22 protein-coding genes are annotated in these 24,461 nt (G+C 56.1%); 7 read left to right on the top strand and 15 right to left on the bottom strand.

Annotated features, from left to right (window positions below):
* Positions 1-36 precede the first annotated feature (36 nt).
* The 5 genes from proA to gpt all read right to left on the bottom strand — a co-directional run bounded on the left by proA (position 37) and on the right by gpt (position 5,097).
* Positions 37-1,290, bottom strand: a complete 1,254-nt coding sequence (proA, locus tag FGI04_RS02310; protein WP_407336182.1) for a glutamate-5-semialdehyde dehydrogenase — start codon at positions 1,288-1,290, stop codon at positions 37-39.
* A 10-nt stretch (positions 1,291-1,300) separates the two neighbouring features.
* Positions 1,301-2,404 carry a glutamate 5-kinase gene (gene proB / locus FGI04_RS02305; protein ID WP_012885880.1) on the bottom strand — a complete coding sequence of 368 codons (1,104 nt, stop codon included), beginning with the start codon at positions 2,402-2,404 and terminating at the stop codon, positions 1,301-1,303.
* A gap of 127 nt (positions 2,405-2,531) precedes the next feature.
* Complete coding sequence (crl, locus tag FGI04_RS02300; RefSeq protein ID WP_407273938.1) at positions 2,532-2,891, bottom strand: sigma factor-binding protein Crl; 360 nt, start codon at positions 2,889-2,891, stop codon at positions 2,532-2,534.
* 265 nt (positions 2,892-3,156) lie between these two features.
* On the bottom strand, positions 3,157-4,407 hold the full coding sequence (frsA, locus tag FGI04_RS02295; protein ID WP_342699913.1) for an esterase FrsA: 1,251 nt from the start codon (positions 4,405-4,407) through the stop codon (positions 3,157-3,159).
* Positions 4,408-4,638: 231 nt separating this feature from the next.
* The gene (gpt, locus tag FGI04_RS02290) at positions 4,639-5,097 is read right to left on the bottom strand and encodes a xanthine phosphoribosyltransferase (RefSeq protein ID WP_038920003.1); all 459 of its coding nucleotides are present in this window, start codon (positions 5,095-5,097) and stop codon (positions 4,639-4,641) included.
* 231 nt (positions 5,098-5,328) lie between these two features.
* On the opposite strand from gpt, the gene FGI04_RS02285 reads away from it, so the two are divergent.
* A complete protein-coding gene (locus tag FGI04_RS02285) occupies positions 5,329-5,523 on the top strand; it encodes a hypothetical protein (protein WP_236305923.1) in 195 nt (64 codons plus the stop codon).
* A 265-nt stretch (positions 5,524-5,788) separates the two neighbouring features.
* The gene (gene pepD / locus FGI04_RS02280; RefSeq protein WP_342699914.1) at positions 5,789-7,249 is read left to right on the top strand and encodes a beta-Ala-His dipeptidase; all 1,461 of its coding nucleotides are present in this window, start codon (positions 5,789-5,791) and stop codon (positions 7,247-7,249) included.
* A gap of 72 nt (positions 7,250-7,321) precedes the next feature.
* Here pepD and dinB read toward each other — a convergent pair whose 3' ends face one another.
* Positions 7,322-8,380 carry a DNA polymerase IV gene (dinB, locus tag FGI04_RS02275; RefSeq protein ID WP_407321720.1) on the bottom strand — a complete coding sequence of 353 codons (1,059 nt, stop codon included), beginning with the start codon at positions 8,378-8,380 and terminating at the stop codon, positions 7,322-7,324.
* A 322-nt stretch (positions 8,381-8,702) separates the two neighbouring features.
* Between dinB and dpaA the strand changes: the two genes are divergently transcribed.
* Entirely contained in the window at positions 8,703-9,428 is a 726-nt protein-coding gene (dpaA, locus tag FGI04_RS02270) for a peptidoglycan meso-diaminopimelic acid protein amidase (RefSeq protein ID WP_342699916.1), read from the top strand.
* On the opposite strand, the gene FGI04_RS02265 is transcribed toward dpaA, so the two are convergent.
* Positions 9,399-10,166: a class II glutamine amidotransferase gene (locus tag FGI04_RS02265; protein WP_016941707.1), complete on the bottom strand. Its 768-nt coding sequence runs from the start codon at positions 10,164-10,166 to the stop codon at positions 9,399-9,401. The two genes, dpaA and FGI04_RS02265, sit on opposite strands and share 30 nt — an antisense overlap.
* Positions 10,167-10,241: 75 nt before the next feature.
* Entirely contained in the window at positions 10,242-10,823 is a 582-nt protein-coding gene (gene lpcA, locus FGI04_RS02260; protein ID WP_012885889.1) for a D-sedoheptulose 7-phosphate isomerase, read from the bottom strand.
* 355 nt (positions 10,824-11,178) lie between these two features.
* On the opposite strand from lpcA, the gene fadE reads away from it, so the two are divergent.
* Positions 11,179-13,629 carry an acyl-CoA dehydrogenase FadE gene (gene fadE, locus FGI04_RS02255; RefSeq protein WP_407337354.1) on the top strand — a complete coding sequence of 817 codons (2,451 nt, stop codon included), beginning with the start codon at positions 11,179-11,181 and terminating at the stop codon, positions 13,627-13,629.
* A 61-nt stretch (positions 13,630-13,690) separates the two neighbouring features.
* Here fadE and mtnK read toward each other — a convergent pair whose 3' ends face one another.
* Entirely contained in the window at positions 13,691-14,893 is a 1,203-nt protein-coding gene (mtnK, locus tag FGI04_RS02250) for an S-methyl-5-thioribose kinase (protein WP_342699918.1), read from the bottom strand.
* 185 nt (positions 14,894-15,078) lie between these two features.
* Between mtnK and mtnA the strand changes: the two genes are divergently transcribed.
* Positions 15,079-16,110 carry an S-methyl-5-thioribose-1-phosphate isomerase gene (gene mtnA, locus FGI04_RS02245; RefSeq protein ID WP_407337352.1) on the top strand — a complete coding sequence of 344 codons (1,032 nt, stop codon included), beginning with the start codon at positions 15,079-15,081 and terminating at the stop codon, positions 16,108-16,110.
* An 81-nt stretch (positions 16,111-16,191) separates the two neighbouring features.
* On the opposite strand, the gene FGI04_RS02240 is transcribed toward mtnA, so the two are convergent.
* From FGI04_RS02240 to FGI04_RS02230, 3 genes are read right to left on the bottom strand one after another with little or no spacing between them, the layout of a single operon-like run.
* Positions 16,192-16,734 carry a 1,2-dihydroxy-3-keto-5-methylthiopentene dioxygenase gene (locus tag FGI04_RS02240; RefSeq protein ID WP_016941703.1) on the bottom strand — a complete coding sequence of 181 codons (543 nt, stop codon included), beginning with the start codon at positions 16,732-16,734 and terminating at the stop codon, positions 16,192-16,194.
* Positions 16,731-17,441: an acireductone synthase gene (gene mtnC / locus FGI04_RS02235; protein ID WP_407337350.1), complete on the bottom strand. Its 711-nt coding sequence runs from the start codon at positions 17,439-17,441 to the stop codon at positions 16,731-16,733. The genes FGI04_RS02240 and mtnC overlap by 4 nt, the downstream gene beginning before the upstream one ends.
* Entirely contained in the window at positions 17,438-18,052 is a 615-nt protein-coding gene (locus tag FGI04_RS02230) for a methylthioribulose 1-phosphate dehydratase (RefSeq protein ID WP_168361719.1), read from the bottom strand. The genes mtnC and FGI04_RS02230 overlap by 4 nt, the downstream gene beginning before the upstream one ends.
* 201 nt (positions 18,053-18,253) lie before the next feature.
* On the opposite strand from FGI04_RS02230, the gene FGI04_RS02225 reads away from it, so the two are divergent.
* Both FGI04_RS02225 and FGI04_RS02220 read left to right on the top strand, forming a co-directional pair.
* Positions 18,254-19,411 (top strand): pyridoxal phosphate-dependent aminotransferase, encoded by a 1,158-nt coding sequence (locus tag FGI04_RS02225; RefSeq protein WP_407337349.1) that lies wholly within the window; start codon positions 18,254-18,256, stop codon positions 19,409-19,411.
* The gene (locus FGI04_RS02220) at positions 19,399-20,166 is read left to right on the top strand and encodes an amidohydrolase (protein WP_407337348.1); all 768 of its coding nucleotides are present in this window, start codon (positions 19,399-19,401) and stop codon (positions 20,164-20,166) included. The genes FGI04_RS02225 and FGI04_RS02220 overlap by 13 nt, the downstream gene beginning before the upstream one ends.
* A gap of 113 nt (positions 20,167-20,279) precedes the next feature.
* Here FGI04_RS02220 and FGI04_RS02215 read toward each other — a convergent pair whose 3' ends face one another.
* The 3 genes from FGI04_RS02215 to FGI04_RS02205 all read right to left on the bottom strand — a co-directional run bounded on the left by FGI04_RS02215 (position 20,280) and on the right by FGI04_RS02205 (position 24,458).
* Complete coding sequence (locus FGI04_RS02215) at positions 20,280-21,428, bottom strand: glycerophosphodiester phosphodiesterase family protein (protein ID WP_342699925.1); 1,149 nt, start codon at positions 21,426-21,428, stop codon at positions 20,280-20,282.
* A gap of 523 nt (positions 21,429-21,951) precedes the next feature.
* Positions 21,952-23,217 carry an allantoate amidohydrolase gene (gene hpxK, locus FGI04_RS02210; protein ID WP_407337346.1) on the bottom strand — a complete coding sequence of 422 codons (1,266 nt, stop codon included), beginning with the start codon at positions 23,215-23,217 and terminating at the stop codon, positions 21,952-21,954.
* Complete coding sequence (locus FGI04_RS02205) at positions 23,214-24,458, bottom strand: (S)-ureidoglycine--glyoxylate transaminase (protein ID WP_210175485.1); 1,245 nt, start codon at positions 24,456-24,458, stop codon at positions 23,214-23,216. The genes hpxK and FGI04_RS02205 overlap by 4 nt, the downstream gene beginning before the upstream one ends.
* Positions 24,459-24,461: the final 3 nt, after the last annotated feature.

The following is a 24,461-nucleotide window of genomic DNA, read 5'->3' as shown; positions in this document are numbered from 1 at the left end:
AGGCACGCTCTCGCGGCTGCCGGGCATGGAAGAAAATCACGCACGAACCAGATCGTCGCCGTAACCAATCCATTTGTAGGTGGTGAGCGCTTCCAGCCCCATAGGGCCACGGGCGTGCAGTTTCTGGGTGCTGACCGCCACTTCTGCGCCAAGGCCAAACTGGCCGCCGTCGGTAAAGCGGGTGGTGGCGTTGACGTACACCGCCGAGGAATCCACTTCGCGCACGAACTGTTCAGCACGGCTTAATGAACGGGTCAGGATGGCGTCGGAGTGTTGGGTGCCATGCTCACGGATGTGGTCGATGGCATCATCGATATCGGTCACCAGCTTGACGTTCAGATCCAGCGAAAGCCACTCGTCGTCATAGTTCGCGGCCTCTACTGCCGTGACATTGGCCGGGCCACCACTTAGCAACGGCAGCGACGCCGGGCAGGCATGCAGGCTGACGCCTGCCTGCTTCATGCGCTCGCTCAGCGCAGGCAGGAACGTCGCCGCTATACCCTGATGCACCAGCAGGGTTTCCACCGTGTTACAGGTGCTGGGGCGTTGGGTTTTCGCGTTAACGATCACGTTCAGCGCCGGTTCAAACTCCATCGACTCATCAACGTAAATATGGCACACCCCGATACCGCCGGTGATCACCGGAATGGTGGACTGCTCGCGGCACAGTTTGTGCAACCCGGCACCACCGCGCGGGATCAGCATATCCACGTAGCGATCGAGCTTCAGCAGTTGGTTGACCAGCTCACGATCCGGGCTTTCAATCGCCTGAATCGCAGCGGCGGGTAAACCGCACTCGGTGAGCGCCTGCTGGATAACTTTTACCGTGGCGGCGTTGGTGCGATAGGTCTCTTTACCGCCACGCAATATCACCACGTTGCCGGTTTTCAGGCACAGGCTGGCGACATCCACCGTCACGTTCGGGCGGGCTTCATAAATCACCCCGACGACACCGAGCGGCACCCGGCGGCGCTCCAGTTTCAGGCCATTGTCCAGAATACGGCCGTCGATGATTTCACCGACCGGGTCATTCAGGCGGCACACCTGGCGCACATCGTCGGCAATCGCTTTCAGGCGCGCCGGGGTCAGTTGCAAGCGATCCAGCAAGGCTTCGCTCATGCCGTTTTCTCTGGCCTGCGCCAGGTCCTGCTCGTTGGCGGTCAGAATGGTGTCATGCTGGGCTTCCAGCAGATCCGCTATCGTCATCAACGCCTTGTTTTTCTGGCTGGTGCTCAGCGCCGCCAGCTGATAAGAGGCTTTTTTAGCCGCTTTACCCATTTGCTCAAGCATCGCCTGCTCCTTAAATAATGATCATGTCGTCACGGTGGACAGCAACCGGGCCGTATTCGTAACCCAGAATTTCAGCAATCTCCTGGGAATGATGCCCGGCTATCATGCGCAGCGCGTCACTGTTGTAACGGGTAACGGCATGGGCCAGGTCACGACCGTTCAGGCTGCGAATGCGAATGACCTCGCCACGGGAGAAATTGCCCGCCACCTCGCGGATGCCTTTGGGCAACAGGGAGCTGCCACGTTCCAGCATGGCGGCCAGCGCACCGTCATCCACGGTGATTTCACCGGCAGGCGGTGCGCCGAAGATCCAGCGTTTGCGGCTTTCCAGCGGGGTTTCCATGGCGTGGAAACGGGTGCCGACCGAGACATCGTTAATCACATCACCGATAACGCCAGCACGATTGCCTGCGGCAATCACCACCTCGATACCGGAACGGCACGCCACGTCGGCAGCCTGCAATTTGGTGGACATACCGCCTGTCCCCAGGCCGGAAACGCTGCCACCGGCAATCTGGCGCAGTTCGTCGGTCACGCCCTGCACTTCACGGATAAGCTCGGCGTCCGGGTTAGTGCGCGGGTCGGCGGTAAACAGCCCGGTCTGGTCAGTCAGCAGCAGCAGCTTATCGGCATCCGCCAGCATGGCGGCCAACGCCGACAGATTGTCGTTATCGCCGACTTTGATTTCCGCCGTCGCCACCGCATCGTTCTCGTTAATCACCGGTACGATACGGTTATCCAGCAGCGCACGCATGGTATCGCGGGCATTAAGGAAACGCTCCCGGTCTTCCAGATCAGCACGGGTCAGCAGCATCTGCCCCACATGGATGCCATAGATGGAAAACAGTTGTTCCCACAGTTGAATCAACCGGCTTTGCCCTACGGCTGCCAGCAACTGCTTGGTGGCGATGGTCGGTGGCAGTTCCGGGTATCCCAGATGCTCGCGGCCGGCGGCAATCGCCCCAGAAGTCACAATCACAATGCGATGCCCTGCGGCATGCTGCTGGGCGCACTGGCGCACCAGTTCGACGATATGGGCGCGGTTGAGGCGGCGTGAACCGCCAGTCAGCACGCTGGTACCCAGTTTTACAACCAAAGTCTGGCTGCCACTCATAATTTTTCTGCCGTTGCGTTGAACAATAAACAATAAAAGGATGAAAAAAACGTTGTAACAGGAGAACCGCGTTATGCCAACCAGCACAACGCGAAAACCCCTGACTCCGGCGTGATGCCGGAGAGCATCATGGTCGTGCGGAGAGGGAAAAAGGTGGGTCGAGTTGTTCTACCAGCGCCTGCAGGCGGGTGTGGAAATCTTCACGGGTAGCCAGCACTTTCTCATGTACCTCAGTATCTTTGATGGTTTCTTCGCGCCAGTTGCCCACCTTATCAAACAGACCGATACGGTAGGTATAAAACAGGGTTTGCTCCTGCCATTCCAGATTAAGCCACCAACCCCAAAACTCTCGCTTTTCCGGCGCAGGTTTTACATTGACACAAACCGCCAGGCAATCAAAGAAAAAATGCTTTTCTTCGCACTGATCTTCACGCAAATACGGCCCCAATGAGGCAAATTTCTTGATGAGCCTGCTTTTCACTGCCATGACACCCTCCTTTTAAATCAGAAGACTTCCAAGCATTCACAGCGACGGAGTCAATCAACCTGCCAGAACTGCTGACACGGGTTCAAGTTTTTTTGCGTCCGTCGTTTCAGGGCGCGAGCCGTGTCACACCAACACACACTATACGGGTAAATGCAGTCAATATTGATAAGAAAAATTAATAAATCACAGTTGTTTTTTATTCATCACCGCAACTCGTCGCCCTTTACACACAGCCACGGGGTGGCAGCACGACAGGTGCGAGAGCTTAGCGTAATTGGCGCTCTAACCAGTCGGTCATCTGTTGCAGCGCCAGATGGAACGTCTGATACACCGGTGAGAAATTCAGTGCCAGCAATTTCCCCTGTTGCGATGAATTGACTATCAACATCGACTCTTCCGGCGGGCTAATCAGGTCATCTTTCCAGTAGCCAGAAAGCATCGGCGTCGGGCAGCGCCGTCCCAGCAACCCCTGCATTTTGAGAGAGTAACGTCCCATTTCTACCAGCAACGCCGCATCGGAGGAATAGGTCATGCCAAGGCGGCTGGCTAGCACATCCATAAACATGTCGGGCACCTGCCGCTGACGCTGGGCATCAGACAGCAGGTGGTGCACAATCGGCCCCAGACAGGCAACCGCCCGTAGCCGGTTGGCTTCCAGATACGCCAGTCGCACCGCGATATTGGCCCCAAAGCGAAAACCAAAGGCACCGACGCGGGTATGATCAATCCACGGCACATCCGGTAACGCCCGCAGCACCTGTTGATGGAGAAAACTGGAATCCTGATCCAGTTTCCAGCGAGAAGAAAACCCGACCGACGGCATATCTACCGTCAGCATCGCGAACCCCGCCGGGGCGAGATAATCCTGAAACAGGCGGTGATAATCACATTGCAGCATGTCCAGACTGCCGCAGATCAGTACGGTTGGAAACGGTGCCTTCCCCTGCGCGGGCAGGTGCAAAAAAGCGGTCAACTGCCCACCGCCTTCTACCGGAAAGGTCAGGGTTTTCAGTTCGTAGGAGAGATGAATAGCGGCTTCTTCATAAGCCCGATTCGCCAGCGTCTGCGCCTGCTCGGCCAGTTCATCCCCTTTAAGATGGGGATAGGCGGCGATACTGTACAGGTTGGCGGCGTTCAGCCAGCATTGCCCGGCCTGTTCGCTCTGAGCATGCTGGCTGGCCTGTTGTTGCCAGCGCATCCCCTGTGATACCCACTCGTAGATCCAGTTACCGCCACGATAGCCAATCACCGTATCCAGTCGCTGCTCATCGCTGCGTTTCGCCTGGCTGGCGGCAATGCGTGACAGCACCTCTTCAATTTCCCACGGGTGCACACCACGCCAGATCCACAATAACCGGTTAAGCATCCGATACCAGTTGTTGGTGGTTTCACCTTCCAGCGCCGACTGCATCTCGGCCGAGCCGGGCGTATTGCGGGAGCGCTGAATAAGCGTAGAGGTTTCCTGATGTCTTACCGAGGGTTTAAATAGCGTTTCGGACAGGTTGGCCTGAACCACAGCTGCCTCCATGGACGAATCAACGACAGAACGATGAGGGTATGTGGGGAAAAGTGTACCGAACAAACGAGCACCGGGCTATAGCGGTACCGCGCTATTCAGCCAACAAAAATGATCTTGCCAGCAAAATCTATCAACCGGCAAAAACAGTCAACCAGCAAAAACCATCAACCGGCAAAAACAAACACGCCCGGCATAACCGGGCGCGTCGACGATAACAGCGGTATGGAATTAACGGCCAGCCAAAGGCGGTACAAATACCACGCCCATGTCCCACGGCTGTTCAATCCAGGTATCCTGAGGGATATCAACTTCATAATCGTCTACCAGCGGTTTACCAGCCGGTTTGGCGAAAATAGTGATGAAGTGAGCTTTCGGGTACATGTCGCGGATCGCCTTGGCAGTACCGCCAGTGTCCACCAAATCATCGATCACGATGTAACCTTCACCGTCACCTTCAGCGCGTTTAAGCACTTTCAGCTCACGCTGGTTGTCATGATCGTAGCTGGAGATACACACGGTATCGACATTGCGAATACCCAGTTCGCGGGCCAGTAACGCCCCCGGGACCAGACCGCCACGGCTCACGGCAATAATGCCTTTCCACTGTTCGGCCGGCAGCAAACGCTGAGCCAGTTTACGGGCATGAATTTGCAACATATCCCAGGTGACGATGTACTTTTCACTCATAAAACATATCCCAGCCAACGATGAGGTCGGCTTAATCAGAGTCAGAAGGGGAAAATAAGGTTGCGCGAGATTATAGATAGCCGAGAAGACAAAAACCAGTATTTATGCACACACTGACAATTGGTAACTCACCGTAATTAATTAACCGTTCGTAATGTGAAAAAGTTATTAGACGCAATGTTACAGATGCGTTACAAACAAGGAGAACAGAAAATAGCCAGGAGAATAGCCATGACGATGTTTGACAGTTTCCTCCTTGCACAACTGGATGTGTTCGCCCCTTTCTTTGTTATCACCATACTGATGGTGATTTGCTTCGAACTGAGCATCAGCTTACGCCTGTTGCGCCAACGCCAACCAGCCTTAACCCCGATTGTACTACATCGGCATGACGCTACGTCCGATTCGCCACGCCACACCGACTAATCACGCAGACCGGGAAAGAGCCAACTCTTTTCCCGGGACTTTCTTACCGGGATTGTATTCTCTGAATTCGTTCCCACGTATTCCGCCTTCTTCCGCTTTCCTCCCCGTCAGCCATGCATAATCCTTATACCGTGGACATTCTCTCCCACCGTGGGAAAGTGGTATTCTGTACTGACGTGCCTGCGTCTTCAGGCGATCAATAACCATGTTGCTCTGGCATCACACGCCGTTTGTCGCGTGAATGCCTAACTGGAGAGGTTCAATAGTGTCTGCTTTGTCTCAACTCTCCCCACAGCCGCTGTGGGATATTTTTGCCAAAATCTGCTCTATTCCACATCCGTCTTACCATGAAGAAGCACTGGCTGCGTATATTCTGTCATGGGCAAAGGAGCGCGGCCTTCACACGGAACGCGATCAGGTTGGCAATATTCTGCTGCGTAAACCGGCGACACCCGGCATGGAAAATCGTAAACCGGTAGTGATCCAGGCGCATCTGGACATGGTGCCGCAGAAAAACAACGACACGGTGCACGACTTCACCACCGATCCCATCCAGCCTTATGTCGATGGCGAGTGGATCAAAGCGCGCGGTACAACGCTTGGCGCAGACAACGGTATCGGCATGGCTTCGGCGCTGGCGGTGTTGTCTGACGACAGCGTAGAGCACGGGCCGCTGGAAGTGCTGCTGACCATGACGGAAGAAGCCGGTATGGACGGTGCGTTCGGCCTGCAACCCAACTGGCTTCAGGGCGATATTCTGATCAATACCGATTCGGAAGAAGAAGGCGAAGTTTACATGGGGTGTGCGGGTGGTATCGATTTTATGACCCGTCTGCCATTACAGCGCGAAGCCGTTCCAGCCGGTTACCAGACGCTGAAACTGGTTATCAAAGGACTGAAAGGCGGCCACTCCGGTTGCGACATTCACCTGGGGCTTGGCAACGTCAATAAACTGCTGGCGCGTTTTCTGGCGCACTACGCCACCGAGCTGGATCTGCGGGTTATCGACCTGCACGGCGGTACCCTGCGCAACGCGATCCCGCGTGAAGGTGCGGTGACCCTGGCGGTATCCGCTCATCACGTCGATGCCCTGAAAGACGCAGCACAAGCCTATCTGGCCGTCCTCAAACATGAGCTCGCCGCGGTAGAAAAAAATATCACCTTGTTGCTGGAAACCGCAGACAGCGCCATGGCTGCGCTGACTACCGCCAGCCGGGATCGTTTCATCGCGCTGTTGAACAGCACACCCAATGGCGTTATCCGTATGAGTGATGACATCAAAGGTGTGGTGGAAACGTCGCTGAACGTAGGCGTCGTCAGCATGACCGAGACGCAGGCAGACATTCACTGTCTGATCCGCTCGCTGGTCGATAGCGGCAAAGACTACGTGGTCAGCATGCTGACTTCACTGGGAGAGCTGGCGGGTGCAGATACCGAGGCCAAAGGCGGCTACCCTGGCTGGCAGCCAGATGCGCAGTCACCTGTGATGCATCTGGTTCGCGAAACGTACCAGAAGCTGTTCGGTAAAACCCCCAACATCATGGTGATCCATGCCGGTCTGGAATGTGGTTTGTTCAAGAAACCGTATCCGGATATGGATATGGTTTCCATTGGGCCAACCATCACCGGCCCACACTCACCGGATGAGCGGGTTCATATCGCCAGCGTCGGTCAATACTGGACGCTGCTGACAGCATTGCTGAAAGCCATCCCGGAACGCGCCTAATCTGCGTCGGTGATGCCTGCTAATGCGGGCATCACCGCCAGATACCGAAACACGTTCGTTTACTGCCAAACGTCAATCCCACGGCAAGACCAGTTGCCGCTCAAGTTGTGGGTCCATCAACGACACATGCAACCCCACCAGCCGCACGCCCCGTGCATCACGCCGCTGCTCCCAACTTTCGCGCGCCAGCCTCAGTAAATCCGGCTTATTGAGTACCGGCCAGACATGCTCCTGCGTGGTCTGACGAAAATCATCAAATTTCAGTTTGACCCCCTGGCGGGCGATATGCAGATCCGGGCGAACACGTCGCAGACGTAGCTCCAGCTCGTCGTACAATCGTTCAATTAGCGCTTCACAGGCAGTCCAGTCGTGAATATCCCGCGCCAGGGTCTTTTCAACACCAACGGATTTTCGCAGGCGATCCGGCGAGACCTGGCGCTCGTCAATACCGTGGCAGCGTTCCCATAGCACCCGACCGAATTTACCGAACTCCCGCAACAGTTCGCTCAGAGGGTAACGACGGACATCCGCACAGGTATGTAAACCGCACTCTGCCAGCCGTCGGGCGGTCACGTTGCCGACACCGGGGATTTTTTCCAACGGCAACGCCAGCAGAAACGCCTCCATCTGCGTGGGGGCAATCACACACTGCCCGTTGGGTTTGTTCTGTTCAGAGGCAACCTTGGCGAGAAATTTGATGGGTGCGACACCTGCCGATGCCGTCAGATGCAGTTCATCAAAAATCGTCTGGCGAATTTCTTGTGCCATCAGGGTGGCGGAACCCCCGCAGTGCGGGCTATCCGTCACATCAAGATAGGCTTCATCCAGCGACAGCGGTTCAATCAGCGAGGTATAGCGGGAAAATATCGCGCGAATCTGCAGGGAGGTGGCTTTGTAAACCTCCATACGGCCGGGCAACAAGGTCAGATGCGGGCACAATCTCAACGCGGTAGCTGTCGCCATCGCACTGCGGACGCCATAACAGCGCGCTGGGTAGTTGGCGGTGCAAATCACACCGCGACGATCGGCACTGCCGCCAATCGCCAGCGGGATATCACGCAGGCGCGGATTATCCCGCATCTCTATTGCGGCGTAAAAGCAATCCATATCGACATGAATGATTTTTCGCATCGCCCCTCCGATTAACTGGATAAATATACAGTTAATGACAGGGGCAGGCAATCTCTTCTCTTGGCATGATGTCGCCCTGTCAACGCGGCAGCGCGATTAGCCTGACGCTATCAGCCGGAATAGTCCGATTTTTTATTCTTTTTTCCTTCCTGAATAAAACAGATACGGTGATAATGTGGTGGCGCGACTTGACATCAGGCTATCCCTCGCTATGGGGCATAGCCTAATGGCAGGACCAAGCCTGACAGATAAGGGAATACGGGAGCATCACCGCCACACACCGTATCAGACAGAATCACAGTGCCAATAATCAGGATTAACAATGTACAAAGTCGCGTTTTCGCTTGCGATGTTGTTTCTTTTACCTTCCGTCGCCATCAGCAATAGCTATGCTAATCAAGTCGCTCCGGCGGCGACAGAAACCAAACAGCAGGTCGCCGGGTCACCGGTTTATATTCAGATCTTCAAGGAAGAACGGGTACTGGAGCTTTATGCCATGATTGGCGGCGAATACAAACTGGTACAGAGTTACCCGATTTGTAAATACTCCGGCGGTCTGGGTCCTAAAATGACCGAAGGCGACTTCAAAAGCCCGGAAGGGTTTTATCAGGTTGATTTAAAACAGCTTAAACCGGACAGCCACTACTATCGCGCCATTAATGTCGGCTTTCCGAACGAGTACGACCGCGCGCACGGTTATTCCGGTCGTTACCTGATGATTCACGGTGAGTGTGTGTCTATCGGCTGTTACGCCATGACCAACAAATACATTGAAGAAATTTACACTTACGTAGAGAAAGCACTGCGCAACGGGCAGCAGAAAGTCGAACTGGCGATTTATCCGTTCCGCATGACCGAGCAGAACATGAAGCGCCACAGCCGCTCCAACTACTACAAATTCTGGAGTCAGTTGCAACCGGGCTACGCTTACTTCAACCGCATGCATCAGCCGCCAGCGGTATCGGTGCTCAACGGGCAGTACGTGGTTAACCAGTCCGCGCCCGTTGGTCAGCCAGAATCACATTACGCGCTCGCCAAAACAAAATAACACGAACTCGCCTGGCAGAATCCGATGCCAGGTTTCGTTGCCGGTCAGCGGTTGCGTCGCCAGCACAGTGACCACATCGTTAGGTGTGGTCTGCTGCTGAAAGTCTATCTCGACATCGTCATCCAGTAAGGTCGCTTTGCCAAACGGCGCCCGCCGGGTGATCCAATGCAAGTGCGTCGAGCAAAATCCCATCACGAACTGCCCATCCGACAGCAACATGTTAAACACGCCTTTTTTGCGTAGCTGCTCCGCCAGTGTGGCGATGTAGCGAAACACGGCAGGCCAGTTAGACGGCGTACGCGGGTAGCGTTGCGACAACTGGTACAACAGCCAGCAAAACGCGTACTCGCTATCCGTTTCCCCAACCGGACGAAAATGGCCGGTCTTCAAACGCCGATACCCCTTAAGCTGACCATTATGGGCGAACGTCCAGTTCCGGCCCCACAACTCGCGGGTAAACGGGTGGGTATTTTCCAGCGCGACCGCGCCACGGTTGGCCTGACGGATGTGAGAAACCACCGCGCAGGATTTAATGGGATAGTTCTGCACCAATTCGGCAATCGGCGAGGTAAAGCTGGGTAGTGGATCTTTAAAGGTACGGCAGCCGTTTCCTTCGTAGAACGTAATCCCCCAGCCATCACGGTGCGGCCCGGTACGGCCGCCCCGCTGCATCAGGCCGGTAAAACTGAAACAGATATCCGTTGGGACGTTGGCACTCATCCCAAGCAGTTCACACATGTCTGGTTCCTTTTACTACTTACTACTACTGCTGTTACTGCTGCGCGTATGACAACGACGCCTCATGGCAGGCAATCAGTTGCCCGCCATTTCCTTTTCAATCAACTGGATCAGAATGTGGATAGCCTTGATGTGCACTTCCTGAATCCGGTCAGCGTAACCGAAATGCGGTACGCGAATTTCCACATCGGCGGTACCGGCCATTTTGCCGCCATCCTTGCCAGTCAGTGTAATCACCTTCATACGCTTGGCACGGGCCGCGCTGATAGCCTTGATGATGTTGCCGGAATTACCGGAAGTGGAAATCCCCAGCAGGACATCCCCTTCACGTCCCAGCGATTCGACATAACGGGAGAACACGAAATCATAGCCAAAATCGTTACTGACACAGGACAAGTGGCTTGGGTCAGAAATGGCGATAGCCGGGTAACCAGGGCGGTTTTCACGGTAGCGGCCGGTAAGTTCTTCTGCGAAATGCATAGCGTCACAATGAGAACCGCCGTTACCGCAAGAGAGCACCTTTCCGCCTGCTTTGAAGGCATCCGCCAGCAAAACCGCCGCATCCTGAATCGCCTGAATGTTGGCATCATCACTTAAAAATGTATTCAGTGTGGATGCCGCTTCTTTCAGCTCATTACGGATTAAGTCCTGGTACATGGAATCCTCTCATTCAATGACATCATGATATGTAGGCGGAGCCTCTGGTGAGGCATGGGGTGAAACATCGGGCCATGATGAACCCTGTTACCGGGCGATGCCCGCCATTCCACGCCATAAAGAGACGCAACCTGTGTTGCCGTGCAGTGTAGCGGATCGCCCAAACGACGAGAAGCAGACAATTGCCAAACGCCGACATCGCGCACCAGAGGTTCCATCCGGCAGCGAGTTTGTGAGTTAAGTTGTAATTGCGTTGTAAATGAATTGATAAAAACAGCGCGCTGAACTAAAACCACACTATACCAACAGGTCAGACCACAAACGTAAACGGATTAAACGGACTGGAGAATAAATCATGGTTGCAGTCAGTGTCCTGATCGTCTTGCTGCTTATCGGCGCTCTGCTCTACCACCGGGTTTCACTGTGGCTGAGCAGTGCGGCGCTTGTCCTCTGGGTTGTCGTCATGGCGTCACTACATGTGTGGTCAGCCTGGTTGCTGCTCCCGCTTGCTCTTGTACTCGTGCCGTTGCTGGTAACACCGTGGCGGCGGCGCTGGTTAGCCGCACCGGCGCTGGCGGCGTTCCGCCGCGTTATGCCGCCGATGTCGAAAACGGAAAAAGAGGCGATTGATGCCGGTACCACCTGGTGGGAAGGCGAATTGTTTCGCGGCACGCCAGACTGGCGCACCCTGCATGCCTACCCCCGGCCGGTGCTCACGCCAGAAGAACAGGCGTTTCTGGACGGGCCGGTGGAAGAAGCCTGCCGCATGGCAAACGACTTTGAAATCACCCATGAGCGCGCCGATTTACCGCCAGAATTGTGGGCATTCCTGAAACAACATCGTTTCTTCGCACTGATCATCAAAAAAGAGTACGGCGGGCTGGAATTTTCCGCTTACGCGCAGGCAATGGTGCTGCAAAAACTGGCGAGTGTATCCGGCATTCTGGCGATTACCGTCGGCGTTCCCAACTCGCTCGGCCCCGGAGAGTTGCTGCAACACTACGGCACCGACGAGCAGAAAAACCACTACCTTCCACGACTGGCACGTGGCGATGAAATCCCTTGTTTCGCACTGACCAGCCCGGAAGCCGGGTCCGATGCCGGTGCCATCCCTGATCTGGGCGTGGTGTGCTACGGCCACTGGCAGGGGCAACAGGTGTTGGGGATGCGGCTGACCTGGAACAAACGTTATATCACGCTGGCTCCGGTCGCTACCGTGCTGGGGCTGGCGTTCCGGCTGTACGACCCGGATCACCTGCTGGGCTCCCAGGACGATGTCGGCATTACCTGTGCGCTGATCCCCACACAGACCGACGGCGTCAAAATCGGCCGTCGTCACTTCCCCATTAACATCCCGTTCCAGAATGGGCCGACACAGGGCGAAAACATTTTTGTTCCGCTGGATTACATCATTGGCGGGCCGGACATGGCAGGCCAGGGCTGGCGGATGCTGATGGAGTGCCTGTCCGTTGGTCGAGGCATCACCCTGCCATCCAACTCGACCGGCAGCATGAAAAGCGTGGCGCTGGCAACCGGTGCTTACGCCCATATCCGCCGCCAGTTCAAATTGCCGATCGGCAAAATGGAAGGGATTGAAGAACCGCTGGCCCGCATAGCGGGTAATGCCTACGTGATGGATGCCGCCGCGACCCTCATTACCAGCGGCATCATGCAAGGCGCGCGGCCATCGGTGCTGTCAGCAATCGTCAAGTACCACTGTACCCATCGCGGCCAGCGCGGCATCATCGATGCGATGGACATCACCGGCGGTAAGGGCATTTGCCTGGGGCCGTCTAATTTTGTCGCCCGTCACTATCAGGGGGCGCCGATCGCCATTACCGTCGAAGGTGCCAATATTCTCACCCGCAGCATGATCATCTTTGGGCAGGGCGCGATTCGCTGCCATCCCTACATCCTGACAGAGATGAACGCAGCGCAGAACAATGACCTGAAAGCCTTCGATCAGGCGCTGTTCGGCCATCTGGGCCACATCGCCAGCAACGCCATGCGTAGCCTGTGGCTGGGTCTGACCAACGGGCGCACCAGCCGTGCGCCGGTTAACGACATCACCCGTCGCTATTACCAGCGCCTGAACCGGCTGAGCGCCAATCTGGCACTACTGGCCGATGTGTCGATGGGGGTTCTGGGGGGCAGTCTGAAACGACGCGAACGCCTTTCTGCCCGGCTGGGCGATGTGTTAAGCCAGCTCTATCTGGCGTCTGCCACGCTCAAGCGTTATGACGAGGAAGGCCGTCAACAAGCTGACTTACCGCTGGTGCATTGGGGCGTGCAGGATTGTCTGCATCAGGCTGAACAAGCCATCGTCGACCTGCTGCGCAATTTCCCCAACCAACTGGTGGCACGGTTACTGCGTGTGATGATTCTCCCGTCAGGAGCGGTCAGTAAGGCCCCGAGCGACCAGTTAGACCATCAACTGGCGCGACTGTTGCAGGTGCCGTCAGCGACCCGCAGCCGGTTAGGCCGAGGTCTGTATCTGCACACCGGAGCCCATCACCCAGCAGCGCAACTGGAACACGCACTGCGCGATATTCTGGCGGCCGAGCCGATTCATCAACGGCTCTCGCAGTCCGCACCGTCTCCCCTGCCGTTTATGCAATTGGATAAACTGGCAGAACACGGGCTGGCGGAAGGGGTGATTACGCCGGAAGAAGCCAACATTTTGATGCAGGCGGAAGCCAGTCGGCTGCGCTCTATCAACGTCGATGACTTTGCCCCGGACGCGCTAAGCGCGCACAAGGTGGAGAGCAGGCAACGATTACCGGTTGATGCTGATACCGTCGCCTGACAGGTCTGGCGCCTTTTCTGACTGAAATATCGCGAAAAGGCGCTGGATTGATGTGCGCTACTCAGGCACCACTCTGACGCACGCGCGCCAGCAAGGCTTCAGGGCCATCGATATGCGCGGCAGCCAAAACCAGCGTCTTGCCAAGCTGAATCGCATGGCGCTGGCAGGCCTGACGGGCGGCCTCATCGGCAATGGTATCAAGGTCAGCGACATGCGCCAGTCCGATGGTGCGGCGAATCAACTCGGTGCCGCAGTAACCGACCGTGTCCTGCCACACCTGCCGCAAAAACTGTTCAACGTAGCCATCCACCGCCAGCGCCGGGTCACGGCTCTTTTCATGAGCCAACGCCGTAAAACGCGTAGCGAAGGTCTGCCATACCGTCACGATATCCTCCAGACGGCGTTCCCGTGCATCGACAGCTTCACGTGGCGGCAACAACCCCGGCAGCCCGCAGTAATTCAGCAGCAGGTTACCCAGCACCGTACCAACATCAAACCCTATCGGGCCGTAAAAACCGAATTCCGCATCGATCACCTTCAGGCGGTTTTCCGCCACGAAAATAGAGCCGCTGTGAATATCGCCGTGCAACAAGGCTTCCGCCTTGCTGAGGAAAGCATGCTTAAGCGCCGCGACGGCGCACAGCAGCGGGCGATCATCCCGTAATGCCAGCACATCGGCCAGCAGCGCCGGGTCAAACTGATTACGTTCATGTTCCCTGTACGGGTCGGTGAAGAACAGATCTTCGGTTATCTGGCATAACTCCGGATTGGTGAAGCGACTGACCGCCGCCTTTTTCTCGTGGGGAGACTGGTAGAAATCGCTATGGTGGAACAACGCCTGTGCCAGATATTCACCCAGTTGTGCCGCCGCCTGCGGATAATCCTGCCCTTTCACCAGTTCACGCCGCCAGATCTCATGATCAGACAAGTCTTCTTGCACCATCACCGCCAGTACCGGGTCATGATGCAATACCGCAACCGTGTGCTGCGGGCAATGCTGTGCGTGTGCCAGCAGCGTTTCCGCTTCAATACGGGCACGATCCAGCGTTAACGGCCAGGACTCACCGACACAGCGAACGTAGGGCAACGCCTGCTTGACGATCACCCGGCTGACGCCTTGTGTATCACGGATCTTGAACACCAGATTCAGGTTACCGTCGCCTATTTCATCGGCTGTTATCAACGACTGCGGATCCGCAACCCCGCCATACTGACGGGCGTACTGCACGGCATCGTCCGCGTTAAAAGTACGGTAAAGTGACATAGCCAACCTCGTTTATCTACCTAGTGTGATGAATGTGTTTGCTATTTCTTGTTGTGTTATCAGCGCCATATCTTTTGAAGTATGGCGGGTATAGACATAAAAGCGTTTGGACGTCTATACTTCTGTAAAGCATATTGGCAGAATAAGAATTCTGATGCAATAACGCAACACGGATTTAACCACCCATGCAGACTGTTAACACCACCAGCCTCAACCTCGTTGATAATCAGTTGTGGATCCTTGACCAGCAGGCACTGCCGCAGGAAAAAATCTGGTGCCCCTGTCCGGATGTCGACGCACTGGTCGAGCACATTCGCGCTCTGCGGGTACGTGGCGCACCGTTAATCGGGCTGTCCGCCAGCCTGTTGCTGGCGTTACTGGCGGAGCAAGGTCTGTCGCGGCCACAGTTGGCACAGGCGCTGGAAACGTTACGCGCATCCCGCCCGACCGCCGTTAACCTGATGAACAATCTGGACCGTATGAAGCAGGCGCTGGCGAGTGACGATTTCGTCAACGCTATGGCGCAGGAAGCGTTGCGACTGATAGAAGAAGATAAAGCGCTGTGCGAACGCATCGCGGATAACGGAGCCGGGCTGGTAAAACCGGGCAGCCGTCTGCTGACCCACTGCAATACCGGCGGGCTGGCGACGGCGGGCGTGGGTACGGCGATCGGCGTCATTCTGCGCGCTCACCAGCAAGGCAAGGTGGAGAACGTCTGGGTGGATGAAACCCGTCCGCTGTTGCAGGGCGGGCGTTTGACCGCCTGGGAACTGGGCGAGCTGGGTATCCCCTATCACCTGATTTGCGACTCGATGGCTGCGTCGCTGATGGCACAAGGCCAGGTCGATGCTATCTGGGTCGGTGCGGATCGCATCGCCGCTAACGGCGATGTCGCCAATAAAATCGGCACCTACAGCCTGGCGGTGCTGGCGCACTATCACGGTATCCCGTTTTACGTCGCCGCCCCCCACACCACCCACGACCCACACTGCCCGAATGGCAGCGCGATTCCCATCGAGCAGCGCGCCGCCAGCGAAGTCACCGGGGTAGCCGGTAGCTTCGGCCAGTGCCAGTGGGCACCGCACAACGCCCCGGTGTACAACCCGGCGTTCGATGTCACCCCCGCTGCGCTTATCAGCGGTTGGGTACTGGATAGTGGTGTGGTCACCCCTGAGCAGGTTAACGCCGGTATTTTTCAGCAACCGCTGGCGGGATAAGGCGAGATAAAACGCGAGTAATAAAAGCAGCACCGAGAACGGGCCGTGCGCGGGGTCATCCCGCCACGGCCTGTGACAGCATTACGCCAGTTTCGGGTAGGCGTCGGCGATGGCATCGCCAGTGAACTGCGCAATCCAGCCATCTGGGTTATTGAACAGGCGAATGGCGGTGAAATGCGGCTCAGAGCCCATATCAAACCAATGCGGCACCCCGGCAGGCACCGACAGTAAATCGTTCTTTTCGCACAGTATCTGGAAAATCTGGCCGTTTACGTGCAGGCAGAACAACCCGGCGCCTTCCACAAAGAAACGCACTTCATCTTCACCGTGGGTATGCTCCGACAGGAATTTGCTGCGCATCGCCTCTTTCTGTGGGTTGTCAGCGCGGATGCTGACCACATCCCAGCTCTGGTAGCCCTTCTCCGCCACCAGTTTATCAATCTCATGCTGATACGCCGCCAGCACGTCTTCAGAGGAAGGGTTGGCCCCCAAATCCCTGTCCGCCTGCCAGCGTTCAAACCGCACATCGATAGCGCTCAGCTGTCGGGCGATAGCCTCGGCGTCGCGACTTTGCCAGACAGGCTGATGGGCATCCGTATCACTGAAGATAGTTAAGGCACTCATGACGGTTCTCCTGTTGGGTTGCTCTGACAGGCATTCAGGTCTACCTGATCAAAACGGTTTACCTGCCGATGCTGACTTTCAACATCGGCGTCATCGCGGATCAACTGGCAGGTGTGCCAGCCCGCTTGTGCAGCCGCATCCAGTTCCTGACGAATATCGGACAGAAACAGCACCGTGTCCGCGGTCAGGCCGATTGATGCGGCAATAGTCTGGTAGGATGCGACCTCTCGCTTGGCACCGACGCCGGTATCGAAATAGCCGGAAAACAGTGTGGTCAAATCCCCCGCGTCACTGTGACCAAACAGCAGACGCTGCGCTTCCACCGACCCGGATGAATAGACGTACAGCGCGATGCCCTGCTCACGCCAGGCCTGTAATTGCGGGGCGACATCCTCATAAACATGGCCGCGAAAATCACCGTTGTGGTAACCACTGCGCCAGATAATGCCCTGCAGCAGCTTCAGCGCCGGTGATTTGCGGTCTTCATCCATAAACTGGTTGAATGCGGCCAGCAGTTGCGCGGGCGAGGCTTCCGGTTGCCCCAGTTCCCGGCGCGCCAGCGTCAGCGCGGCAGCGATCTCCGGGTCATGCCCGGCCTGTGCCACCGCCTCGGCCAGACGCGCGCGGGCATACGGGAACAACACGTTGTGCACAAAGCGAATATCGCTGGTCGTGCCTTCAATATCCGTGACAATCGCCTTGATCACTTGGCCTCCAGTAAACGTCGTTGTAATTCACACTGGAACAGGAACTCTAACCCTTCCAGATGACGGCGAGCGTCTTTGACATCATGTCCCCAGCAGTACAGACCGTGCCCACGCACCAGAAAACCGTAATGCAATGACGAGTTCGCATGGTGGGCGGCAACCTGCTCCGCCAGCGCCGGAATATCCTGAGAGTTATCGAAAATTGGAATGGCGACCGCATCCAGATGAGTACGCTGGCCGCTCAGCGACTTCTGCATTTCGTACCCCTGCAACACCAGCGCTTCGCTTTTCTCCACCCGTGACAACACCGTCGCGTTAACCGAATGGGTATGCAGCACCGCCCCTACCGTCGGAAACAGGCGATAAAGCAACGTATGCAACCCGGTTTCCGCCGACGGTGTGCGACCGCTCGGGACATGGTTGGTGGCGATATCGACCAACAGGAAGTCTTCCGTGCTCAGGCTGCCTTTGTCTTTACCGGATTCGGTAATCAAGCATTGCCGTTCATCCAGACGCACGGACATATTGCCGCCCGTCGCCGGGCACCAGCCTTTCTCACCGATCCAGTGGCAAGCCGCTACCAGTGCGGCCAGTTGTGGAATCTCACTCATAACTCATCCTGTACAGGTGAAGGCGCCACCCGGTGATTTCCAGGGATAAAACCGGGTAATGAGCCTGCTTATTATATTTAGTTCTAGCTTATCAAATTACGGAATTTAGCCGTTTAAACGTCCAAGCGTCTTGATTGCCAAATACTAGCATCCTGTATATAGTGGCAGCAATAACAGCCTTGCAGGAGTCCTTTTTCAGCCATGAGCGCCGCACTGATCCCAGACAGTAAACTCCCCTCTCTCGGTACCACCATTTTTACCCAGATGAGCGCCCTGGCGCAGCAACATCAGGCGATTAACCTGTCGCAAGGCTTCCCGGATTTTGACGGCCCCGACTACCTGAAACAGCGTCTGGCCTATCATGTCAGTCAGGGGGCAAACCAATACGCGCCGATGACCGGCATGGCACCGTTGCGTCAGGCGATTACGGAAAAAACTGCCGCGCTCTACGGCTGGCAGCCGGACGCCGACAGTGAAGTAACCGTCACCGCCGGTGCCACTGAAGCGTTGTTTGCCGCCATCAGCGCGCTGGTGCGCCCGGGCGATGAAGTTGTCTGCTTTGATCCCAGCTATGACAGCTACGCACCGGCGGTGCAGTTGGCAGGCGGGACGCTGAAGCGCATTGCGCTGCAACCACCGGCGTTTCGCGTCGACTGGGCAGCGTTTGGCGACCTACTGAACGACCGCACCCGGTTGGTGATCGTCAACACGCCGCATAATCCGTCCGCCACTGTCTGGCAGCAGGAGGACTTCCGCCAGCTCTGGCAGGCCATCGCCAGCCGCGCTATTTACGTGCTGAGCGATGAAGTGTACGAGCACATCTGCTTTGCCGCTGACGGCCACGCCAGTGTGCTGGCGCACCCGGAGCTGCGGCAGCGGGCTATCGCGGTGTCCTCGTTTGGTAAAACCTACCACATGACCGGCTGGAAGGTCGGCTATTGCGTTGCCCCGGCACCGATCAGCGCCGAATTGCGTAAAGTGCATCAGTACCTGACGTTTTCCGTCAACACACCAGCGCAACTGGCATTGGCCGATATGCTGCAACACCAACCGCAGCACTGGCGCGAACTGCCCGATTTTTACCGCGCCAAACGCGACCGGTTTGTTAACGCGCTGGCAGCCAGTCGGCTGGAGATCCTGCCCTGCGAAGGCACCTATTTCCTGCTGGCGGACTACCGTGCCATTTCCAGTCAGGATGACGTCAGTTTCTGTCGCTGGCTCACCGAGCATGTCGGCGTGGCGGCGATCCCGCTGTCCGTTTTCTGTGCCGCCCCCTTCCCTCACACGCTGATTCGGTTATGCTTTGCCAAACAGGAATCAACCCTGGATGCTGCTGCGGAGCGTTTATGTCAACTTTAAAGATAACCCTGCTACAACAACCGCTGGTCTGGATGGATGGCCCCGCCAACCTCAACCATTTTGACAGCCTGTTAGGCGACATTACCGGCCGTGACCTGATTGTCCTGCCGGAAATGTTCACCACCGGCTTTGCGATGGAAGCCGCTAAAAGCAGTCTGGAGCAAGCAGTAGTAGAAGACTGGCTGAAACAGTGGGCACAGCGCAGCAATGCACTGGTCGGCGGCAGCGTGGCGGTGCAGACCGGCAAAGGTGCGGTTAACCGTTTTCTGTTGGCTGACCCGCAGGGCCGGGTATACCAGTACGATAAACGCCATCTGTTCCGCATGGCGGGCGAGCATGAATATTACCAGTCTGGTCAGACGCGAGAAGTCGTGGAATGGCGTGGCTGGCGCATTCTGCCGCTGATCTGCTATGACCTGCGCTTTCCGGTGTGGTCCCGCAATCGTCAGGATTACGACCTGGCGCTGTACGTCGCCAACTGGCCTGCCCCGCGCGCGCTGCACTGGAAAACCCTGCTGGCGGCACGAGCGATTGAGAATCAGGCGTATGTCGCAGGCTGCAACCGCGTCGGCACCGACGGCAACGGCCACAGTTATCAGGGCGATAGCCTGATTATCGACGCACAAGGCGCGATTCTGGCCTCAGCACCTGAGCACCAACCCGCGCGTCTTGACGCCGAGCTGTCGCTGGAAGCGTTGCAAAGTTACCGTGAAGCCTTCCCAGCCTGGCTTGATGCCGATAAATTCAGTGTGTAACTCACTATCCCGCCCGACAGCCTTATGCGTAGGGCGGGATAGGTAAAACAGTCTCACTATCGTTGCAATCTCATTTCAACGTGACTACCCGCTACACCTTATTATTCATCACGTTATTCATAACGTTCCGTGTGTCGCATTCCCCGATCTGACGTCAGCCTGATAGCCTGCTGTGGATTGTCGGTAATGATATTGGTAAAACCGCTCGTTAACTGTAAATCGAGCGATTCCCGTCGATCCACCGTTTCATTACCGAAATAACGGGTTTTGGTCAGATAATCCGACAGTCTGGCGCAACAGGTCGCATTGGAGCGCACATAATACGCACCGTTACCCCGTGACAAATTATATTCCGGCACCGGCACGAATGCGCCGATGGCATGTTTATAACGTTTTGCCTGCGCCACAAAGCTGGAAGTCGGGTCAGGATAATCAGGACTTTTGTTGCCAATTTCGACCCAGGGAATATCAGGATTGTCATATGCCACCTTTAGCCACTCCTCCACCCGGCAATGGTGTACTTCGACACTAACGTCACAATAAACATTGGTGAAATTCACTGCGATATCGTCAAGGTTGCCTGCATACACTGTCGGCACAAAATGAACGCCTGCCAGCGCCCCCCCGGATCGCGGCGGGTTGCTGGAATATAAAGATGAACTGGCTTTCAATACCACCTGATTTTCCATACCCAGGTCTTTGACTATTGAAGCACAACGCGAAACCGCCTCAGCTGTTTTTATATCCAGAACGACCAGTAGCTGCGGCGCTTTTACTTTTATATAGCGTAATGCTTCCAGTACGCTCAGGGGATGAAATCGGGTACCGCTAAAATTTCTGTCACGCAGATAACTGTGTGCGAGTTCATTATCTGTCATGGTGCGAAAATCCGGGTCCCATCCTATCGGTGGGGTTCTATCCTGAAAGATATCAAAAAGAGGAAGATGATAAATCATTCTCCCGGCATTCTGATCATGAAACAGCCACGGCGTCCCTTGAGAAGACTGTTTTACATCCAGCTCAATGGCTTCAATATTATTATTCACCGTGGCATCAATCGAACATTGCGAATTTTCAGGGCAGCCATCAGAAACCACACCGCGGTGCGCAATAATGCCCACGGTGGTTTGTCCATTGGCATAAGGATATTGAAAGGCTTCCAGAATATGTGCGGGGTTCCAGTTCTCGGCCGCCTGTACATGACCGGACAAAAATAACAGACTGGTGACGATAACAAAAAACACGGACTGAATAGAACGCATAGTGTATTTCCTCAAGAAGAAACCGTGTTAGCTCTCTTAACCAAGCCATCCCATAACCAAAAAATATTTTATTTAAACAACTGACAAAAATCATGAACAGCAATCATAACTGTTCACGCCAGCCAATCTTATTGGCCAACAGGCAACAGATTCATGTCACGAAAATAATAATCAAGTGATCCTATTGAGGCAGATTTATTAAAAAAACAGAAATCAATAGCATTATTCTTATAAAAGTAGAAAAGGACTATTTCTTTAAAAACGAGGAAATAAAAAAGAGAAGAACGATGAAATGAGATACGGATTAATGCATTTAGATACATAACCCTCAAGCGATGGAATAGTCCCCAAACGATGAATAGCACCCAAACGATAAATTCGGAAAAGCATTCAACCATACGGGTGACTAACAAAATGGTGTGACGTCAGACTGAATGATAACGAGTGAAGCAAGGCGGGATGAACCCGCCATACTGAATGCGCCAACTGTAGCGCTCGTGGTTATTCTGGTGCTACCGACGTCTCAGCGGTATCCCCATACCGTTTGCAATAGCGCCTGCAACGCCAGCGCCACATCCTCGGTCAGCACTGCCTCGTCAGGATGATGGCTGATACCGCCCTTGCAACGCATAAACAGCATACCCACCGGCCAACGTTCGGCGATGGCGATGGCATCATGTCCGGCACCGCTTGGCAACAACAGGTTCTCACCTTGTACCTGCATCACCGCCGCCGACAACCGCTGTTGCAGCGTCTCATCGCAACGAGTGGCGGCAATGCGGTAGTACTCTTGCGCATCGAAGGTACAACCGCGTTGCATGGCAATATCCTGCGCCAGTGTCAGTAGCCGTTGCAGTAGCGCATCCAGCGGCGTATCGTCCGGCCCGCGAATGTCCAGCGTCAAGCGTACCTCACCGGGAATCACATTGGCGGCACCGGGCAGGCACTGCAATGTACCAAAAGTTGCCACCAGATAAGGGTCGCTCTCGCGTGTCATCTGCTCTGCCTGCGTCATCCAGGCAGCCGCAGCGGCCAGGGCATCCTGGCGTTGCGACATCGGCACGGTTCCCGCATGACCGGCGTGACCGGTAAACGTGCAGTTCAGCCGCCGGGCACCGTTAATGGCAGTGACCACGCCCAACGCCAGTCCAGCCTGTTCCAGACACGGGCCTTGTTCGATATGCAATTCCAGATAGGCCAGAATGTCCGTCACCGGTCGGGCCGCCTGAGCGATAGCGTCCGGGTCCAGCCCAGCCAGTGTCAGCGCCTGCGCCACGGTAACGCCGTTGGCATCCGGGCGCGACAGCCAGCCATCAGGCCAGGTGCCGGTTAACCCACGACTGCCCAGCAGCGTGACATCAAAACGGGTGCCTTCTTCGTCGCCAAAGCCTACCACCTCCAGCGCCACCGGCAGTCGAATACCGTGCTGATGCAGGAATGACACCGTTTCAATCGCCGCCAGCACCCCCAGCATACCGTCGTAACGCCCGGCGTTACGGACCGTATCCAGATGTGAACCCATCAGCAGCGCCGGTGCTCCCGGCGTACTGCCTTCATAACGACCGCAGATGTTACCCACACTGTCCTGCCACACCTGCATCCCGGCGTCACGCATCCACTCTCCGGTTTGCTGGTTGGCCTGCATATGCTGCGCCGACAGATAAACGCGGGTGAGCTGGTCAGGGGTTTCACTGATGGCCGCCAGTTGATCGCAGCGCGTCATCACCCGTCGGGCGGCCGCCTGCGCATCGAAATCCGTCATCATGCCTTCCATCAGCACCTCACTCATGCCGACGCCTGCGTGGCGTCGTACACATTCCAGGCCGCCTGCAACGCCGCCCCTTGCACAGAACGGAAACCAAGACGGTTCAATACCGCTTCCAGCGCGGTCAGCGTTTGCATCACACAATCTTTGCGCGCGTTGTAGCCCATGGTGCCGATACGCCAGATTTTGCCCTGCAACGGCCCGAACGAGGTGCCGATTTCGATGGCGAAATCTTCCAGCAACAGCTTACGCACCTGCTCACCGTGAATACCCGACGGAATAACCACGCCCAGTACGTTACTCATCTTGTTGGCGATGTCACCGTAGGGCTGTAACCCCATGCCTTCAATACCGGCCAACAGCGCCTTACCGTGCAATTGGTGACGGGCGATACAGGCATCCAACCCTTCTTCCAGAATAATGCGGGCGCATTCACGGGCGGCGAACAACATGCTGGTGGCTTCCGTGTGATGGTTCAACCGCTCCGGCCCCCAGTAGTCCATGATCATGCCGAGGTCGAAATAATTGGAATAAATCATCTCGTCGTCACCGTCCTGATGGTCGGTGGTGCGGATCCCCTGTTCTACGCACTTACGCTGGCGAATCACCGCTTCCATACGTGAACTCAGCGTCACCGGCGAGCTGCCGGACGGGCCACCCAGGCATTTCTGCAACCCGGCAGAGACCGCATCCAACCCCCAGGCATCGGTTTCCAACGGGTTACCGCCGAACGAGGCAGTAGCATCGGAGTAAAACAGGACGTCATGACGACGGCAAATCTCCCCGAGTTCCGCCAGCGGTTGCAGCATCGTCGTGGAGGTATCGCCTTGTACGGTAAGCAGCAGGCGTGGTTTTACCCGCTTGATGGCGTCTTCTATCTGATCGGGCGTGAATACTTCACCCCACGGCACCTCTATGGTGTGAACATCGGCGCGGCAGCGGCGGGCAATCTCGCACAGCAAGTGGCCGAAGCGGCCAAACACCGGCACCAGCACCCGGTCACCGGGGCGGATCGCAGAGACCAGAATGGCCTCAATGCCCGCACGGGAGGTGCCGTCTACCAGCATGGTCCAGCGGTTGTCGGTACGGAACAGTTGGCGGTACAGCGCCATCACCTGGTTCATGTACCCGGTCATCGCCGGGTCATACTGCCCGACCAGTTGGCTGGCCATTGCGCGCAATACACGCGGGTCGGCATTGATCGGGCCAGGTCCCATGAGCAAACGATGGGGCGGATTGATCTGCGCAAACAGGTCGTTAGGCATGTG

Origin of the sequence: Dickeya ananatis (assembly GCF_019464615.1) — a bacterium.
In the GTDB taxonomy this organism is placed as follows: Bacteria; Pseudomonadota; Gammaproteobacteria; order Enterobacterales; family Enterobacteriaceae; genus Dickeya; species Dickeya oryzae.
The sequence above is the reverse complement of the archived record's forward strand: the minus strand, read 5'-3'. Positions and strand labels throughout refer to the sequence as shown.

What these genes read in the sequence shown, in the direction of transcription:
- proA (WP_407336182.1), bottom strand. Translation starts at nt 1,290, where the DNA reads ATGCTTGAGCAAATGGGTAAAGCGGCTAAAAAAGCCTCTTATCAGCTG.
- proB (WP_012885880.1), bottom strand. Translation starts at nt 2,404, where the DNA reads ATGAGTGGCAGCCAGACTTTGGTTGTAAAACTGGGTACCAGCGTGCTG.
- crl (WP_407273938.1), bottom strand. Translation starts at nt 2,891, where the DNA reads ATGGCAGTGAAAAGCAGGCTCATCAAGAAATTTGCCTCATTGGGGCCG.
- gpt (WP_038920003.1), bottom strand. Translation starts at nt 5,097, where the DNA reads ATGAGTGAAAAGTACATCGTCACCTGGGATATGTTGCAAATTCATGCC.
- FGI04_RS02285 (WP_236305923.1), top strand. Translation starts at nt 5,329, where the DNA reads ATGACGATGTTTGACAGTTTCCTCCTTGCACAACTGGATGTGTTCGCC.
- dinB (WP_407321720.1), bottom strand. Translation starts at nt 8,380, where the DNA reads ATGCGAAAAATCATTCATGTCGATATGGATTGCTTTTACGCCGCAATA.
- dpaA (WP_342699916.1), top strand. Translation starts at nt 8,703, where the DNA reads ATGTACAAAGTCGCGTTTTCGCTTGCGATGTTGTTTCTTTTACCTTCC.
- FGI04_RS02265 (WP_016941707.1), bottom strand. Translation starts at nt 10,166, where the DNA reads ATGTGTGAACTGCTTGGGATGAGTGCCAACGTCCCAACGGATATCTGT.
- lpcA (WP_012885889.1), bottom strand. Translation starts at nt 10,823, where the DNA reads ATGTACCAGGACTTAATCCGTAATGAGCTGAAAGAAGCGGCATCCACA.
- fadE (WP_407337354.1), top strand. Translation starts at nt 11,179, where the DNA reads ATGGTTGCAGTCAGTGTCCTGATCGTCTTGCTGCTTATCGGCGCTCTG.
- mtnK (WP_342699918.1), bottom strand. Translation starts at nt 14,893, where the DNA reads ATGTCACTTTACCGTACTTTTAACGCGGACGATGCCGTGCAGTACGCC.
- mtnA (WP_407337352.1), top strand. Translation starts at nt 15,079, where the DNA reads ATGCAGACTGTTAACACCACCAGCCTCAACCTCGTTGATAATCAGTTG.
- FGI04_RS02240 (WP_016941703.1), bottom strand. Translation starts at nt 16,734, where the DNA reads ATGAGTGCCTTAACTATCTTCAGTGATACGGATGCCCATCAGCCTGTC.
- FGI04_RS02230 (WP_168361719.1), bottom strand. Translation starts at nt 18,052, where the DNA reads ATGAGTGAGATTCCACAACTGGCCGCACTGGTAGCGGCTTGCCACTGG.
- FGI04_RS02225 (WP_407337349.1), top strand. Translation starts at nt 18,254, where the DNA reads ATGAGCGCCGCACTGATCCCAGACAGTAAACTCCCCTCTCTCGGTACC.
- FGI04_RS02220 (WP_407337348.1), top strand. Translation starts at nt 19,399, where the DNA reads ATGTCAACTTTAAAGATAACCCTGCTACAACAACCGCTGGTCTGGATG.
- FGI04_RS02215 (WP_342699925.1), bottom strand. Translation starts at nt 21,428, where the DNA reads ATGCGTTCTATTCAGTCCGTGTTTTTTGTTATCGTCACCAGTCTGTTA.
- hpxK (WP_407337346.1), bottom strand. Translation starts at nt 23,217, where the DNA reads ATGAGTGAGGTGCTGATGGAAGGCATGATGACGGATTTCGATGCGCAG.
- FGI04_RS02205 (WP_210175485.1), bottom strand. Translation starts at nt 24,458, where the DNA reads ATGCCTAACGACCTGTTTGCGCAGATCAATCCGCCCCATCGTTTGCTC.